We start from the raw sequence: 14,732 nt of genomic DNA, 5'->3' as shown, positions 1-14,732 counted from the left end.
TATCTGCTAGTACCCCATCGCCTATCTGCTAGTACCCCATCCCGTAAATGATGGAGCGGTATCTATAGCGCCTATTTTTTAGGATCTGTCGACCCTTTCCCTTTGAGCGCTCGGAAGATCAGGTGGCGTGCCTGTGAGCCTGTCGGCGTTTTATACACATACACGAGGTCGCTTATGGCTTCGGTTTCCCATGTCCATCCTGTAACTTTGGCCATGGCATCAAGCGCTACGCGCATTTTTTGGCGAAAGCTGGAAAGACTTTCGTTCTCACTGCCGCTCAACTGACGCAGCGTCTCCACCTTGATCGGATGGGGCTTGGCATGCGAGCTGTAAAACCCATGCAGCCACTGAGCCAGAGGCTGACCCGCAAGCGCGAGGCGCTCACCCCATTGCATCAGAGTGAAGGCATCTTTCGCGTAGAGATTGGCTAGTTTGGGATTGATGACGATCACCCATTCGTGGGTTTTTTCGTCCTTGAATGCTTCGTCTATCAAGCCACCGATATAGACATATCGCCCATGTTTGATCTCGACCGTTCCTGAGCGCAACCGAACGATCTGGTCGTGTAATGTCTGGCGATTCTTGCCATTGACCGTCCGACCTAAGAGCTTGAGCAGGGCATAGGCCGTGACATGACACTTGGTACCGAGCGGCTGAAAGCGCGCAAGCTGCAGGATGCATTCATACACATCGAGGTCGCTCTGGTCGAGACGCTGGCCCGTATAGCGAAGCTCAATGCCCTCGAGCGCGGCGATGACCTCGCGTTCCATGAATCGCCGCCGTCCCTTGCGGATCGCACCAAAAAGCGCAGATCGCAGAAAACCGTTCGGTACGGCCCGTACGGACTCTGGCCATAACGGAAGTTTCTCCACTGCCGCGGGCAGTGCGCTGCTTTGCTGCTGCGGCTTTTGCTCTTGTTCCTTGGCTTTTCGCGCTTTGGCCGTGGCCAGGGCCCGCTTCAGCGTTTCCTGGATATCGGCGGGTAGCCCCGCCAAGGCCTCATCCGTGCTATCGTTGTCTTCAGCCATGATCGACTCTCCGTGCGTATCTTCAGTCGGTTGTGGTGAGGTGCAGGCCACGGCCGCTACCGTAGGCCTGCACCGACCATGCTACACCAACGCCATGCCCTGGGATCATTTATTTCAATGTCATATAGTGGGTGATGCCGCGATGGAAACCCTCTCACCACCAGCCGTTCCTACGGGCATGATCAAAAGCATGGGACCTTTCGGACCGAAGTACGAGGTCGGACGGCCTCTGCGCCCAACGGACGATGGCGATTGGATCGTGGAGATCACCTTGATCGAAACGGGTGAGAAGGCCGAATACAGCCTGAAAGACATCATTGAAGATCCCGAGGCAGAATAATGTACGCCGTGGCGTTCGATCTCAGAGTCGAGGACACCAAGCAACATCATCCCAAAGGGGTGAGGCAAGCCTACACCGATATCGCCTCGGTGCTGAGCTCCTATGGTTTCAATTGGGTCCAGGGAAGCCTCTACGTCACGGAAAACGAAAACATGGCCAACCTTTTTCGGGCCATCGAAGCACTGCGATCATTGCCCTGGTTTCCCCCTTCCGTCAGAGACATCAGGGCGTTTCGCATTGAACAGTGGTCCGATTTTACCGAGATCGTCAAATCATGAACAACGAGTGAGTCTCCGAAAAACGGGGGCCCACCTCGTGCTTATCTCATGGACGTAGTGAATCCATGACGCCATGCAACCACGAAGTCACGAAACTATGACTTCAACTCGGGCAGCCCTTTTTCGGCAAAGACCTTGGAGAGTCCCTCGACGGCAAGCGCCTGGATGCTGACGCCCTCGGAGACGGCCAGCTGGTGCACCCGCTCCCACTCGGCGCGGGGCAGGCGGATGGTGAGCGCAACGACCTCACCCTTTCCCCGCTCCCGCCGTCGGGTTTTGACGGGGGATTCCGATCCTTGGGCTTGGTCGTCTGCGACGGGTTGCGACGCGGAAAGGGATGCTTTGCGGGTAAACGCCGCGAGTCCTTTGGGTTTGCTCATTTCATTTGCTCCTCGAACCACGCCCACAGGGCGCGAATTTCCGCGGCGGCTTTGCCGTCGCGCTCGAACTCGGTCACGGCGCGTCCGCAGGCCACCGCTCTGGCAAACGCCCGCCGGTCGATGATTTCGACGGGGGCGATCGGTAAACCGTACTCCGCCAAAACGGTACGGGTTTCCGTGATTTCGGGACAACGGGGTGGACAGGCGGAGAGCACGAACACGGCGTGAGCGCCTGCCGCTTCGACGAGGGCAACCGCACTGCCTGCGGCAGCAATGTCGAACGCCGTCGGACGCACGGGAATGACCACCAGATCGACGGCACGCGCGATGCGCGTGGCGTCAGGGGTCGCATGGGGGGCCGTGTCGACGATCGCCAAGGTCATCCGCTCCCGCTCGGCCGCCTCCAGCACCTGATCCAGCTCGGCCGCGGCGGCCGTCGCAACGACGGGAACGTCCCGGGAACGGGCTTCCCCCCAGAGGGTGGCGCTCTTTTGGGGATCGGTATCGACGATCACGACGCTCTCTCCCGCTTCCGTGGCAGCCACGGCCATATGGACGGCCAGCGTCGTCTTGCCGCTTCCTCCCTTCTGGGAGAGAAAGGCGATCCGTTTCATTGAAGTCACCACGTCGAGCCTTCATGGCGTTAAGGCGCCATTATAGGAGGCAAATTCATGGCGTCAAGACGTTTCGAATTCATGTCATCATGGCGTCAATTTAGTGCAAAGCTTTTCACTTGTTGCACTTATTGCGCTAAGTTTGGTAAGCATCACCGCTTCAGGAGCGAACCATGCGTTCCCTCGATCATCTTCACCGTGTTTCCCCTCCTTTGCTTTCCGACGAGGACAAGGAATTGGCCAAGGCCGCTCAGCGCTGCATCATGGCCTCGCTGGACCATGCGCGGGCCGCGACGATCACCTTGCGAACGGACGAGGAAGGTTCTTCCCCCGTCGTCGAGCTGCCGCCGGCCACCTTGAGGTTAATCGGCCAGTTGCTGGGGGCCTTGAGCGAGGGACATACCATCGTGCTGATGCCGGGCACTCAAGAGCTGACGACGGTGCAAGCGGCGCATCTGCTCAATGTCTCACGCCCATTTCTCATCAAAGAGATGGAGGCGGGACGCCTGCCGTATCGCAAGGTGGGCTCGCATCGGCGCGTTGCCCTCGATGATCTTCTGGCGTACGCCAAGGAGATGCGGGCAAGGCAACGGCAAGCGCTCGAACGCCTGGCAGAAAACGAGCGCGAGTTGGGGTTGGACTACTGATGATCGTCTCACCCCTTTAGGATGCGTGCGTTCTGTACCCCATTGCAATAGCCACCGTGGTAGCTGCTCGATCTACTGGGTAACCACCACCACGCACATCTTGCCGTCCGATGCCCTACAACCGAAAGAATTGGCTGCCAAAGCACCTACTGATTCGCCGATAAAGAAGGTGCAATCCACCTTACCCTGTCAGGGTCATGATCCCTGAAGTCTTCCATGAAACACTCCTTCATCCGATTCCTCGGTTTGGCCCGGATCTGCTTGGCCATCCTCCTGATCGTCTCCGTCTTCATCCTCAAGGAATTCGATTATGATGGTGGCGCATCCATGCGTCGGGCGCTCATCTCTCTGATGCGCGGTATTCCCGATGCACAGGCGCAACCTCGTCATACGTCTTTAATGAATAAGTCATAGTAAGGGACGTTCGTCTGAGCGCTTGATTCCCTGCCCCGAGATCATCATCATGAATCCACGTTTTCGATAACGCAGCTCCATCACCCGCTGCACCCCGTGATTCCAAGGCCTCCACCCTCTCGAAACCCATTCTCGAAAGAAAATGCTCGATTCGTTCGATCGATGCGAGTTTCGAGAAATGTGTCTACATCCACGTCACTGGAATCCCCCATGTTGATCAGCTACCCCTGCGTCTCGACGAAATTTACACAAAACTTGCAAAAATTAGTAAAGTCAGAGGAGACGTTTTTACCGATCTTCCCTGAAGTACCCGGAGAAGATTTTTCAGCAGGAAAAGCCCGTAAAAAGGACGAATCATGGAACGAGAAGTTTTTCTGGAGCCACATGATCTCATCGTCAGTAAAACCGATCTCAAGGGGAAGATCACCTACGTGAATCGTACCTTCATGAATATTTCCAAGTTCTACGAAAAAGACGTGATCGGAAAACCACACAATATCATTCGTCATCCTGACATGCCACGTGGGGCCTTCAAACTCCTGTGGGATACGCTGCATCGTGGCGAAGAGTGGTTCGGTTTCGTCAAGAATCGAACCGCAGATGGAAATTATTACTGGGTATTTGCCAACGTCAACAAGGGATTCGAGTACGGCAAACACGTGGGCTACTATTCGGTGCGTCGCGCGGCGCCCAGAGCAGCCGTGGCACTCATGAGTGAGTTGTATGCCAAGATGCGAGAGGTCGAGTCACGGCATCCCAGCACGCGCGCCCCAGAAGAATCCCTCAAAATGCTCATGGAGCACGTGCAAAACGAAGGGACGACCTACGAGAAATTTGTGCTCAATCTGTTCGATCAGGGGTAAGCCATGGAAAAGACTCTGGCCATCGGTGCGGCAGATCTTTTGAATCCCAGTAGCGAAAAAAGCAAAAAGCTCCCGTTTACCCGCAACCTGCTCGGGCAAGCCATGTGGGCAATCAGTTTTCTGTCGCTCGCGCAGGCAGGATGGATCACGTGGCAACACGGCGTCGACCCTGTATCGATTCTGTTCTGCCTGGTGATCGCAGCTATTGGCCCAGTGGTTCATGCACTCTATACGAAGCGAGCCACAGCGCTCGATGCGCTCTATTCTGCGCTTCTTTCGGTTAAACAGGGTCACTTCAATGCCAGGGTATCTCTCGTTCAAGGAGCAGGTGAATATGGCAAGATCGCGTGGCTTTTCAATGATGTCATGGACATGATAGAAACGTACTTCAACGAAGTACAGAATTGTTTTGAGCGTGCCAAGAATAAAAATTTCGATCGCATGACGTTGAATAAAGGTTTGCCAGAGGTTCTCTCCAAAACGATGGAATCGATCAACGAGGCTCTCGATTCGATGAAGAAAACGACCGAATTTTCCGCACGAATTCGGCTTAATCACGAATTACAGCAATTGAATGGGGAAAATCTCATCAAAAAACTCACTTTAATACAAAAAGACTTGGCAAACTCGTCGGAAAACGTCGAAAAAGCTCAAGAGCACGCCAAAGGAAATGCCCATCAGGCTAAAGAAAGTGTCGCATCGGTGGATAAACTCTCTAAATCCCTTGCAGAAGTCGTTTCACAAGTCTCGGTGCTGACGCAGGAAGCCAAAGCGTTGGAAAGCTCGAATACGAACATCGGCAAGGCGGTGGATTTGATTGCCGAGATTGCAGATCAAACCAATCTACTTTCCTTGAACGCAGCGATCGAGGCCGCCCGCGCCGGAGAGCAAGGCCGAGGCTTTGCGGTCGTGGCCGATGAAGTACGAAAGCTGGCGCAGCGCACCTCGGAAGCCACCAAGACGATTCGGGACATCATCGCTATGTTGCACGGTCGCATCGATACGATGGTGTCGCAGACCCGATCGCTCGATCAATGGTCACAGGCCACGCAAGGAGAATTGTCGAGCTTTTCGCTGCAGTTCGATCGAGTTCATCAGGCCGCGAACGAAATCATCGGGGTATTGGAATACGCCAAAGACACCACCTTTGCTTCGCTCGTGAAGCTCGATCACATCCTCTACATCGAACGGGGATACATGGCTGCGAGCCAGGGGGGAGAATCGTATCTGAAGGAAATCTCGGTGGGGCACCACGACTGTCTCCTCGGGAAGTGGTATGACGAAGGCCAGGGCAGGAAAGAATTTTCCCGTGTCCCCTCCTACCGACTCCTCGAAGCGCCCCATGCGAAAGTCCATGCCCTGGTGCAAAAGGCCGTCGAGCAATCCCGTGGAGACTGGATGCAAAACGAAAAAATGCTTGCGGATATCGTGGACACGATGCAAGAGGCCGAAGAGCAAAGCTACGAGGTCATGCGGATCATTACGCAACTAGTCGAAGAAAGGGGGAAAGCCACCAATTAAATCTAGGTAATTAACGGATTATCCCATTCAACAAAAAAGTAAAAACGAGTGAGACGATCATGCGGCTCAATCTTCCCGTCACACAGAACGAATACCCTGTACGCGACGACGTGGTGATCGTCTCGCATACCGATCTCAAGGGCCGCATCACTTTCGTCAACGACGACTTCTGCGAATACGCTGGAATGACGCGCGAGGAGCTTATTGGCCAGCCGCACAATGTCATTCGCCATCCCGACATGCCGCCGGAAGCCTTCCGCGACCTGTGGGCGACGATCAAGGCGGGGCACGTCTGGCAAGGAATCGTCAAGAATCGGCGCAAGAACGGAGATCACTACTGGGTCAAGGCCACGGTAGCCCCTTTGCCCGACGGCTCGGGCTACATGAGCATCCGGCTAAAGCCACCAGCGGAAGAAAAAACCGCCGCCGAGGCGCTCTACGCCCGTATGCGCGCCGGTGCGCATCTGCGGCTCGAACGCGGTCGGCTCCGCCCTGGTCCCGTCAAACGTCTCCTCAATCATCTCGGCCTAGAGAGCCGCTACTGGATCACCCTTTTCGTCGGTGCCGGTTTCTACGGCGTGGCCGTGCTGCTTGCCCTGCAGGGGCGAACGATGGCGCTTTCCTGGGTTTCTGCCGCCGGTTTGCTCTCTTTCATCGGATTGGGCGCATGGATGCGACGCCGTTTGCGTGGGGGTATCGGTGCGCTGAAAACGATGGCACAGGCGGTGGCCGCGCTCGACTTGCGTCCGGACGTCGATGATGATCATCACGACGAGATTCGCGCCTTGCTCGACGTCCTGAAAGTGATCCGGGCGAGGTTTTATGAGACGGTGATCACACTGCGTCAATCGCAAAAGCGGCTGCGTACCGAAGTAGGCGAGGAACTCCAGCGTGCCGGGCAGACGCGCTCGGCCACCCAGGAACAGACGGCCGCGGCGCACACGCTCGCTACCTCCACCGAGCAGCTCGCCCAGGCGATGCAAGAGATCGCCACGACGGCCGCACAAGCGGCAGAGCGGATCGAAGCGCTGATCGCGACCAACCGCCAGGCGACGGCCCGGGTGCGCGACAGTGCCGAACAGACGAGCAAGTTGTCTGACGAATTGGCGTCGATCGCCCACGAAGTCGAGGCGTTTAAGGGGTCGATGGATTCAATGCGCAGCGTCATCGACGTGATCGGCGAGATCGCCGCGCAGACGAATCTCCTTGCGCTCAACGCCTCGATCGAAGCGGCGCGCGCGGGCGAATCGGGCCGAGGGTTCGCGGTGGTCGCCGACGAGGTGCGCAAGCTCGCCGAGCGCACGGCGCAGGCCACGACCGAGATCGGCGCCATGATCGGCAAAGTGCAAAACCAGGTGGATCACGCCGTCGCCCAGACCCAAGCAGGGCGGGAAATGGTCGAGACGACGGTGCGCAAGGCGCTCGCCTCGGCCGAAGAGATCGCCGGCATCGAACATGCGCTCGAAACGATCGGGACTGAAACCACGCAGATCCCGCGAAGCGTCGAAGCCCAAGCGCAAGTGACGCAGCAAGCGGCTAGCGAAATCACCCGCATCGCCCAGATGGCCGAAGCGCTCGAACAGATGGCTCATCACAGCGAGGAGGCGGCACACTCGTTGGAGCGGACGGCGCAAGAGATCGCTGCGATGCTGCAGCAATTTCGGACATAATGACGGTCATAAGATTTACCGATGGGCCGATTTCCATGACTGCGGATCCTGCCGAAATTGCCCGCCTGACCGCGCTCGAGAGGCTCGACATCTACGGTACCCTTCCTGAGCCCACTTTCGATCGCGTGGTGGAGCTTGCCGCGAGCTTGCTGGAGGTGCCCATTGCCCTCTTGTCGTTCATCGGGAAAGACACGCTGCGCGTCAAAGCGCGCTTTGGTTCCGCGCTCGAGGTGTTGCCGCGCCAAGAATCGTTCTGTACCTTCCTGATCGAATCGGATTCGGGCAGTCTTCTCGTCGAAGATGCGCGCCAGGATCCCCGCTTCGCCTCCATTCCCCTGGTGACTTCGGGAAGAATTCGTTTTTACTTCGGTCTGGCGATTCGCGTCGAGGGACAACCCGTCGGAACGCTGTGCGTGATGGACACCCAGGTGCGCCACCTCTCGTCCGTCCAAGAGCGCTCCTTGCGCCACCTCGTCGCGCTCACCGAAGAGATGCTCATGGCGCGACGCCGCGCGATCGACTACCGCAAAGCCATGCGCCGGCACGAAGCCACGGTCAATGAACTGCGGGCAATCCTCGATACAGCTGCCGCCGGCATCGTGCGCATCGACGCCAACGGGTACATCCAGGCGTTCAATCGCGCGGCCGAGCGGCTCTTCGGCTATGCCCGCGAGGAGGTAATCGGACGCAATGTCTCGCTGCTTATGCCCTCCCCCTGGGCCCAACAGCACGATGAGTATCTGGCGCGTTACCGCCGCACGCGCGAGGCGCGCATCATCGGTATCGGGCGCGAGGTGCGCGGACGGCGGGCCGACGGCAGCGAGTTTCCCATGCACCTGGCGGTGAGCGAAGTCAATTTTGGGGGCGAACCCCAATACGTTGGCATCCTCTCCGATACGAGCGCCCTGCATTCTGTCTTGGATGCAGCTCTAGAGGCGGCCCATCGGGCCAACCGGGCGAAGTCGGAATTTGTCTCAAACATGTCGCACGAACTGCGCTCCCCCCTCACCTCCATCCTCAAATTCTCGCAGCTCCTACTGCAGGGTACGCGCGAGCCTCTGAGCGAACGCCAGCGCCGGCACGTGGCCCAGATCCACCGCAGTGGCCAGCATCTGCTCGCCCTCGTCGATGACGTGCTCGACTTGGTGCGCATCGAGGCCGGGCGCATCGCCCTGTCGATCGAACCCGTGTCCTTGCGCGCGCTCCTCGACGAAGCGCTCGAACTCGTCGCGCCGCTGGCCGAAGAACACGGGATTTCTCTCATCGACGAAACCCAGGGACAACGCCTGGGACAGGTGCAAGCCGATTTCACCCGCGCCAAGCAGGTGCTGGTCAATCTCCTCAGTAACGCCATCAAGTACAACCGACCCCACGGGGAAGTACGCCTGCATGCCTGCTTGAGAGAGGAGGAAACGAGTCCGATAAAGCAATGGGAAATCGCCGTCACCGATACCGGCATCGGCATCGATCCTTCGCATCTCGACCACCTCTTCGAACCGTTCAACCGCCTGGGCAGGAAAACGGCTCCATCGAGGGCACCGGCATCGGGCTCGCCATCGCCCATGAGCTCGTCGAGCGCATGGGCGGGTCGATGCGGGTGGAAAGTCGTCTGGGCGAGGGGAGTACCTTCGCCTTTACTTTGGCGGCGACCGACCCGCGTATTACTGGCGGGATCGCCTCTACCCTGAACACACTCGCCCACCGAACCCTGCTGTGCATCGATGACACCCCTGCGAACCTCTCCTTGATCGTCGACGTCTTGGGTGCCGTGGAAGGAATCAAGCTCCTCGTGGCTACCAAAGGCGAACAAGGTCTGCGGATCGCCCAGGATCGCCATCCCGATGCGATTTTGCTCGACCTTCACCTGTCGGACATCGACGGCTACGAAGTGCTCAACCAGCTGCAGTCCCGGCCCGACACGGCCAAGATCCCTGTCCTCGTGATCTCGGCCGATGCGACTTCGCAAGCGCAGGAGCGTGCCAAGACATATCCCGCTTTAAAGGACTATTTGACCAAACCCCTGGATATCGAGGCCCTTGGGCAAGCGTTGGCGCGGCTCTTCGTTGCCTCTGACGTCCCCTGTCCCCTACCGGATGGGATAGCAAGGCCATGATCCTGCCCGACCAACCGCTCACCGAGGCAAAGCTCCTCGTCGTCGATGACAACCCGGCCAATCTCGACTTGCTCAAGGCAATCCTCGATGAGGCCGGTTTCACGCACGTCACCTGCCTCAGCGACTCACGCCAAGTGCTGCCTACCTGGCGGGAAGGAGGCTTCGACCTGGTACTGCTAGACATCCGCATGCCGCATCTGGACGGGTACACCGTGATGGCGCAGCTCGAGGCTGAGCTCGAAGACGATCATCTGCCGGTGATCGTGCTCACGGCGCAATTCGACGAGCTCACGCGCGAGCGCGCGCTCGCGGCCGGGGCGCGGGATTTCATCACCAAACCGTTCGACGCCAGGGAAGTGATCCAGCGCATCCGCAACCACCTGGAAGTGCGGGCGCTGCACAATCGTCACCTCCAGGAAGTGCAGGCCTTGAGCGCCGATGTCCACCAAAAGGACGACCTACTACAGCAGCGCGAGCGCGATCTCGCCTACCTCGCCACGCATCATCCGTTGGTTGGGCTCACGAACCGGCCACACATCATGCGGCGGCTGGAGTCGCTGCTCGAAGGGAAAGACACCTCACTCGGTCTTCTGGTTTTTGAAATAGAAGGGCATAGGCGCCTGGAGAGTTTGGCCGGCTATGAATTTACTGATCAGGCGCTGCAGCGGTTTGGGGAACGACTGCACGCCTCTTTACCTCCTAAAGCAGAGCTCGGCTATTGGGGTAGTGACATCTTCATCGTGCTCCTGCCTCGGTACGAAGGTCAGGAACTTGAACAATCCGTGCATAACCTCCTGAGAATGGCGACTACCCCGCTCGAAGTTGAGGGCTATCCCCTAACGCTTTCGGTCCGCTCGGCACTGGTGCGGGCGCCCCAGGATGGCGAGGAGGCAAAAACGCTCCTGCGGCGGGCCATGCTCACCTTGAGCCAAGCCCGGCCGGGGCTCTTGCCCATGCACTTCGACCTAGCCTTCGAGCGCTCGCTGCAGGAGCGCGAGTCCCTGCTCGCCGACCTGTACGAGGCGACCCTGCGCGGCGAACTGCAGCTCGTTTATCAGCCCAAGGTGAGCCTGGTGAGCGGCAAGATCGTCGGGGTCGAAGCCCTGATGCGCTGGCACCATCCGCGCCTTGGCATCGTCTCGCCGTTGCGTTTCATTCCCTTGGCCGAGGAAAGCGGTCTCATTACCGAGATCGGTCTGTGGGCAGTAGAACGGGCGCTCGCCGCCATCGATCGCTGGCACCAACAGGTAGGGCGAATCCTTCCGGTAGCCGTCAATCTCTCGCCGCGTCAGATCGACCTGCTGCAGGGCGAAGGCTTGTCCTTGTCGGCCCAGATCCACGACGCGATCGAGCGCAGCGGCCTGCCACCGAGTTGCCTCGAGCTGGAGTTAACCGAATCCTCACTCATGCAGCAGAACGAAGCGGCGCTGCAGGAGCTGCAGCAGCTGCGTCAGTTGGGCGTGAGTCTGGCGCTCGACGACTTCGGCACGGGCTATTCTTCGATGGCCCGACTCCAGACGCTGCCCGTGAGCACGCTCAAGATCGACCGCAGTCTCCTGCAGGGGGTGACGCAAGAGGCCCGCAGCCGGGCGATCCTCGGTTCCGTGATTGCGCTCGGCTGGGCGCTCTCGCTCGACGTCGTCGCCGAAGGCATCGAGACGGCGGCAGAGGCCGAGATACTGCGCGAGCTCGGCTGCCCTCTGGCGCAGGGGTTTCATTTCTTCCGGCCGTTGTCGGAGACAGAAATCGTGAGATTTTTGTAGGGATGAGACTTGCCCCGGCTAACCACCCGAGGTCACTATCGCTCCATTCCCCCCCGCCCTCTTTGCGCGCTCGCCTGCGATTGCCGCTCCTTCTCTTCCTCTTCCATCACCTTGCGCACCGTGCGCGCCACGTAATCCTCGACGTGGCCCGACTTGCGGTGCGCCAGATCTGGACTCGCCTCGAGCAAGGCCTGGCGGATCTGGTCGGCGGCGTAGCCTCGCCGGGCCATGTCCCGCACAATCATGTAGTCGGCCCGTGAAACGTCGAGGTGCTCGCCGTAGCGGGCAAGGAGCACCTTGAGCTGTCGCCGGTATTCGCGCACCGGATCGGGGTCGCGGCCAAAGATGCGTCCGTCTTCGAGCGTGCGCGCGGCATCGAGCCGCCGGGCACGCTCGGCGGCGTCCCGGGCTGCGTCGCGCTGCTGCAGGGCGTGTTGCACGAGCTCGGGGCCGCGCCGGGCGAGCCGCCCGCGGGCGCCGTGGCACAGCACCCAGGGGCATCGGCCGTCGGGGCGGCGGTGCTCGGGCTTGCGGTTGGTGAATCCGGCAAGCCGCCCGAAGTGCCGCCAATCGGCACTGTTGGGGTCGGCGTCGTAGGCCTTGGCGAGGGTCTTGGCCAGGAGGGTGGCGATTTCGGGTTCGAGCGGCTTGTCAGACAGGCGAATCCAGGCCTGGTAGTTGAGCAGACTCGTCTCGACGACGAGCGCGGGTTCGAACCCGTCGGCCTCGAGCCGGTCGAGTTGGCTCTGGGTGAGATCGTCAAGGAGCACGAGCCCGGCGCTTTGCTGGCCCGCCGGGCGCACGTAGAGGTCGGCCCCGAGGGCGTTCTGCCGCTTGAGCCAGGGCAAGGCCTCGAGCACTTCGTCCTTCGTCCAGGTGCGGATCATCATCTTGCCGTCGGGGGCGCGGATTCCGACCTCGAAGCGCTCGCATCCCATGGCCTCGAGCTGGCGGCGCACGGCCAGCGCGGTACGATCCGGCCCGCTGCCCCCGGCTGCTAGTGCCGGGCGAGCCAGATCCACAAGGCGATCACGGCTGCCGCCGTAGCGCTGCCGATAGTTGCCGACAGGAGCCAGAGGCGCATCGTCAGCCCCTGCGAGGCCTGCTCGATCGAGCGCGCCGCCTTCTGGGCGTGCGCCGCGGCCGTCTTCAGCGCCTTGGCCGACTCCTGCATCGCCTCGGCCGCCCGGCGCTGGGCCTCGCTCCAAGCCCGGGCTTGTTCCTTGCTCGCCTCGATCTGTCCGGCCAGGGCCTGCTTCGTCTCCTCGGCCAGGGCCGCCAGGGCCTGCGCCAGCGGTTCGATCTCCTGAGCCAGAGCTTCGGGATTGCGCGCGTGCTTCAAGCGTTCGAGTGCGTTCGGCATCGAGGGCCTCCTTGTAGGCGATCAAATCGAGTAGCTCGTCGTTCATCGCGTCGATCTGCAGGGCGAGCGTGCCGCGATCGGTCCGCACGCCGCGTGTTTCCATCTCGAGCACTTGAGGACCGAGGTGGATCTGCGGCAGGCGCTCGATCCCCTGGGCGTCGAGACTGCGGTGATCGACGCGCGCCTCGAGGCCGTGCTCGGCCAGCGCCTCATTGACGAGTTCGGCCCAGCGCTGCCGCCAGTGGCCGATGAGCTCGGGGCCACTGTGGCGATCGTCGAGCTCGCGGGTCTTCTCGCCCAGGCCCTCGGGCCCCAGACGCCGGGTGGTGAGCAGCAAATGGGCGTGCCAGTTGCGCTCGTCGCCCTTGGGGCTGGGCGCGTGCACGGCCACGTCGACGGCGCAGCCGTGCTGCGCCACGATCGCCCGGGCGAGCGTGAGCGCGAGGCGCTGGCGCGCCGCCGCCGGCAGCTCCGCCGGCAGGGCGAGCTCGAACTCACGCGCGACGGTCGAATTCTTGCGGGTTTCGGCGCGCTCGGCGGCGTTCCACAGCGTGGCCCGGTCCCAGGCGGGGGCACCCTCGGGCAGCACGAGCTCGGTGTGCTCCACGCCCGAGCGGCGGCGGTAGTCGAAGACGAGCCCCATGCGATCGTCTTCGAGGCGCACGCCGGCGCGATAGGCGGCCGCGGCCGTGGCGCTGCGCCCCTTGGCGCGACTCAGGGTCTTGATGCTCAGGTGATAGATCGCCACGGCCGCGGACTCCAGGGGGAAGGGGGTCGAGGGGGCGAAGCCCCTCGCGCACGCAAACCGAAGGTTTGCATAAGTGCGCCCTTGCTTCGCTGCGGGAACGGGTACATGATAGCATGGTACCCGGGAACGCCACGCAAGCGCTTGGGAAGGCGGGCAAGCGCTCGGGCGCTCAGGCTCGCCGCGCACGCGGGCAACGGCACACCAGACGGAGACGAACGACAGAGAGGAACGGGACATGGACGCCAACGAACGCATCCGCAGGCTTGAGGAGCAGCGCCAGCGCATCGACGCGCGCATCGCGGCGATCCGGGCTCGCGCGCAGACGCAGGCCCGCAAGGACGACACGCGCCGCAAGGTGCTCGCGGGCTCGGTCGTGCTCAAGGCCGTGCGCGAGGGAACGCTCGGCGCTGAGGTGCTGCGCGATCTCCTCGACCGCTACCTCGAAGCCGACCGCGACCGGCGACTCTTCGACCTACCCCCCAAAAATGCCCAGGAAGGTCCTTGAACGGGCCTCTGGGCGGTTTTTTGGGTGCAAAGCACCCCTATCCCCGCCGCCGAAGGCGGGGGCGTGTGTAAGGCCTTCCGTGCGTTCACCCTGACGGGATCACAGGCACGGGCGACTCGGCCTTGGCGCGGCCCTGCCCGGCAGCAGACAAAGTGACCGACCCCGTCCGAGCGCGCCGTCCGCCCCCGAGCCGGACTTATCCCCAGAATCTGTGGATGGGAATGTGTGTCATCCGCCCCGCGGCGCGCCGGGCCGCCGCGCGCCGCGCCTGCCCAAGGTTTGGGCAGACGGGGCGTGAGAAGGGATCTTCCCCTCCCTCGCCAATGCCCGCCAAGGGTCTCAAACGGGCTTTGGCGCGGTTTTTTTGCCTCGGGTGATCCCAGACCCTTTGCTAGCCCCCGATGACCCCGTTCCAGCCCCTTTTCCGGCCCCGGCATCGGCCGCCGGCGGGATCCGGGCAAGGAGCGCGGCGGCGTGCTCCTTGA

General features: G+C 60.9%; 14 protein-coding genes and 1 pseudogene. 11 read left to right on the top strand and 4 right to left on the bottom strand.

Annotated features, from left to right (window positions below; translation table 11 throughout):
* Positions 1-71 precede the first annotated feature (71 nt).
* On the bottom strand, positions 72-1,028 hold the full coding sequence (gene trfA, locus GV368_RS10420; RefSeq protein ID WP_169116473.1) for a plasmid replication initiator TrfA: 957 nt from the start codon (positions 1,026-1,028) through the stop codon (positions 72-74).
* Positions 1,029-1,170: 142 nt separating this feature from the next.
* Here trfA and GV368_RS10415 point away from each other — a divergent pair, with 142 nt between their 5' ends.
* Positions 1,171-1,368 (top strand): DUF5397 family protein, encoded by a 198-nt coding sequence (locus GV368_RS10415; protein ID WP_206673394.1) that lies wholly within the window; start codon positions 1,171-1,173, stop codon positions 1,366-1,368.
* Complete coding sequence (locus GV368_RS10410; protein WP_169116472.1) at positions 1,368-1,646, top strand: virulence factor; 279 nt, start codon at positions 1,368-1,370, stop codon at positions 1,644-1,646. The genes GV368_RS10415 and GV368_RS10410 overlap by 1 nt, the downstream gene beginning before the upstream one ends.
* Positions 1,647-1,741: 95 nt before the next feature.
* Here GV368_RS10410 and GV368_RS10405 read toward each other — a convergent pair whose 3' ends face one another.
* Both GV368_RS10405 and parA read right to left on the bottom strand, forming a co-directional pair.
* The gene (locus GV368_RS10405) at positions 1,742-2,026 is read right to left on the bottom strand and encodes a hypothetical protein (protein WP_169116471.1); all 285 of its coding nucleotides are present in this window, start codon (positions 2,024-2,026) and stop codon (positions 1,742-1,744) included.
* Entirely contained in the window at positions 2,023-2,640 is a 618-nt protein-coding gene (parA, locus tag GV368_RS10400) for a ParA family partition ATPase (RefSeq protein ID WP_169116474.1), read from the bottom strand. Before parA ends, GV368_RS10405 begins: the two co-directional genes overlap by 4 nt.
* Before the next feature lie 173 nt (positions 2,641-2,813).
* Here parA and GV368_RS10395 point away from each other — a divergent pair, with 173 nt between their 5' ends.
* The 8 genes and pseudogenes from GV368_RS10395 to GV368_RS10355 all read left to right on the top strand — a co-directional run bounded on the left by GV368_RS10395 (position 2,814) and on the right by GV368_RS10355 (position 11,631).
* Positions 2,814-3,287: a helix-turn-helix domain-containing protein gene (locus tag GV368_RS10395; RefSeq protein ID WP_169116470.1), complete on the top strand. Its 474-nt coding sequence runs from the start codon at positions 2,814-2,816 to the stop codon at positions 3,285-3,287.
* Between the two features lie 216 nt (positions 3,288-3,503).
* Positions 3,504-3,701: a hypothetical protein gene (locus GV368_RS10390; protein WP_169116469.1), complete on the top strand. Its 198-nt coding sequence runs from the start codon at positions 3,504-3,506 to the stop codon at positions 3,699-3,701.
* Positions 3,702-4,057: 356 nt separating this feature from the next.
* Positions 4,058-4,564 carry a PAS domain-containing protein gene (locus GV368_RS10385; RefSeq protein WP_169116468.1) on the top strand — a complete coding sequence of 169 codons (507 nt, stop codon included), beginning with the start codon at positions 4,058-4,060 and terminating at the stop codon, positions 4,562-4,564.
* Positions 4,565-4,567: 3 nt separating this feature from the next.
* Positions 4,568-6,085, top strand: coding sequence for a methyl-accepting chemotaxis protein (locus GV368_RS11580; protein ID WP_169116467.1), 1,518 nt, complete (start codon positions 4,568-4,570; stop codon positions 6,083-6,085).
* Between the two features lie 59 nt (positions 6,086-6,144).
* Positions 6,145-7,755, top strand: a complete 1,611-nt coding sequence (locus GV368_RS10375; RefSeq protein ID WP_169116466.1) for a methyl-accepting chemotaxis protein — start codon at positions 6,145-6,147, stop codon at positions 7,753-7,755.
* Positions 7,755-9,340: pseudogene (locus tag GV368_RS11425) on the top strand (PAS domain S-box protein); the annotation flags it as partial. The gene GV368_RS10375 and the pseudogene GV368_RS11425, both read left to right, overlap by 1 nt.
* Positions 9,341-9,394: 54 nt before the next feature.
* Positions 9,395-9,868, top strand: coding sequence for a response regulator (locus tag GV368_RS10360; protein WP_235933759.1), 474 nt, complete (start codon positions 9,395-9,397; stop codon positions 9,866-9,868).
* The gene (locus tag GV368_RS10355) at positions 9,865-11,631 is read left to right on the top strand and encodes an EAL domain-containing response regulator (RefSeq protein WP_169116464.1); all 1,767 of its coding nucleotides are present in this window, start codon (positions 9,865-9,867) and stop codon (positions 11,629-11,631) included. Before GV368_RS10360 ends, GV368_RS10355 begins: the two co-directional genes overlap by 4 nt.
* Positions 11,632-11,666: 35 nt before the next feature.
* Here GV368_RS10355 and mobQ read toward each other — a convergent pair whose 3' ends face one another.
* A complete protein-coding gene (mobQ, locus tag GV368_RS11860; protein ID WP_169116463.1) occupies positions 11,667-13,742 on the bottom strand; it encodes a MobQ family relaxase in 2,076 nt (691 codons plus the stop codon).
* A gap of 235 nt (positions 13,743-13,977) precedes the next feature.
* Here mobQ and GV368_RS10345 point away from each other — a divergent pair, with 235 nt between their 5' ends.
* The gene (locus GV368_RS10345; RefSeq protein WP_169116462.1) at positions 13,978-14,247 is read left to right on the top strand and encodes a mobilization protein; all 270 of its coding nucleotides are present in this window, start codon (positions 13,978-13,980) and stop codon (positions 14,245-14,247) included.
* Positions 14,248-14,732: the final 485 nt, after the last annotated feature.

The organism is Tepidiphilus baoligensis (genome assembly GCF_012911495.1).
Taxonomy (GTDB): Bacteria; Pseudomonadota; Gammaproteobacteria; order Burkholderiales; family Rhodocyclaceae; genus Tepidiphilus; species Tepidiphilus olei.
This window is presented reverse-complemented; position numbering and strand designations above follow the sequence as displayed.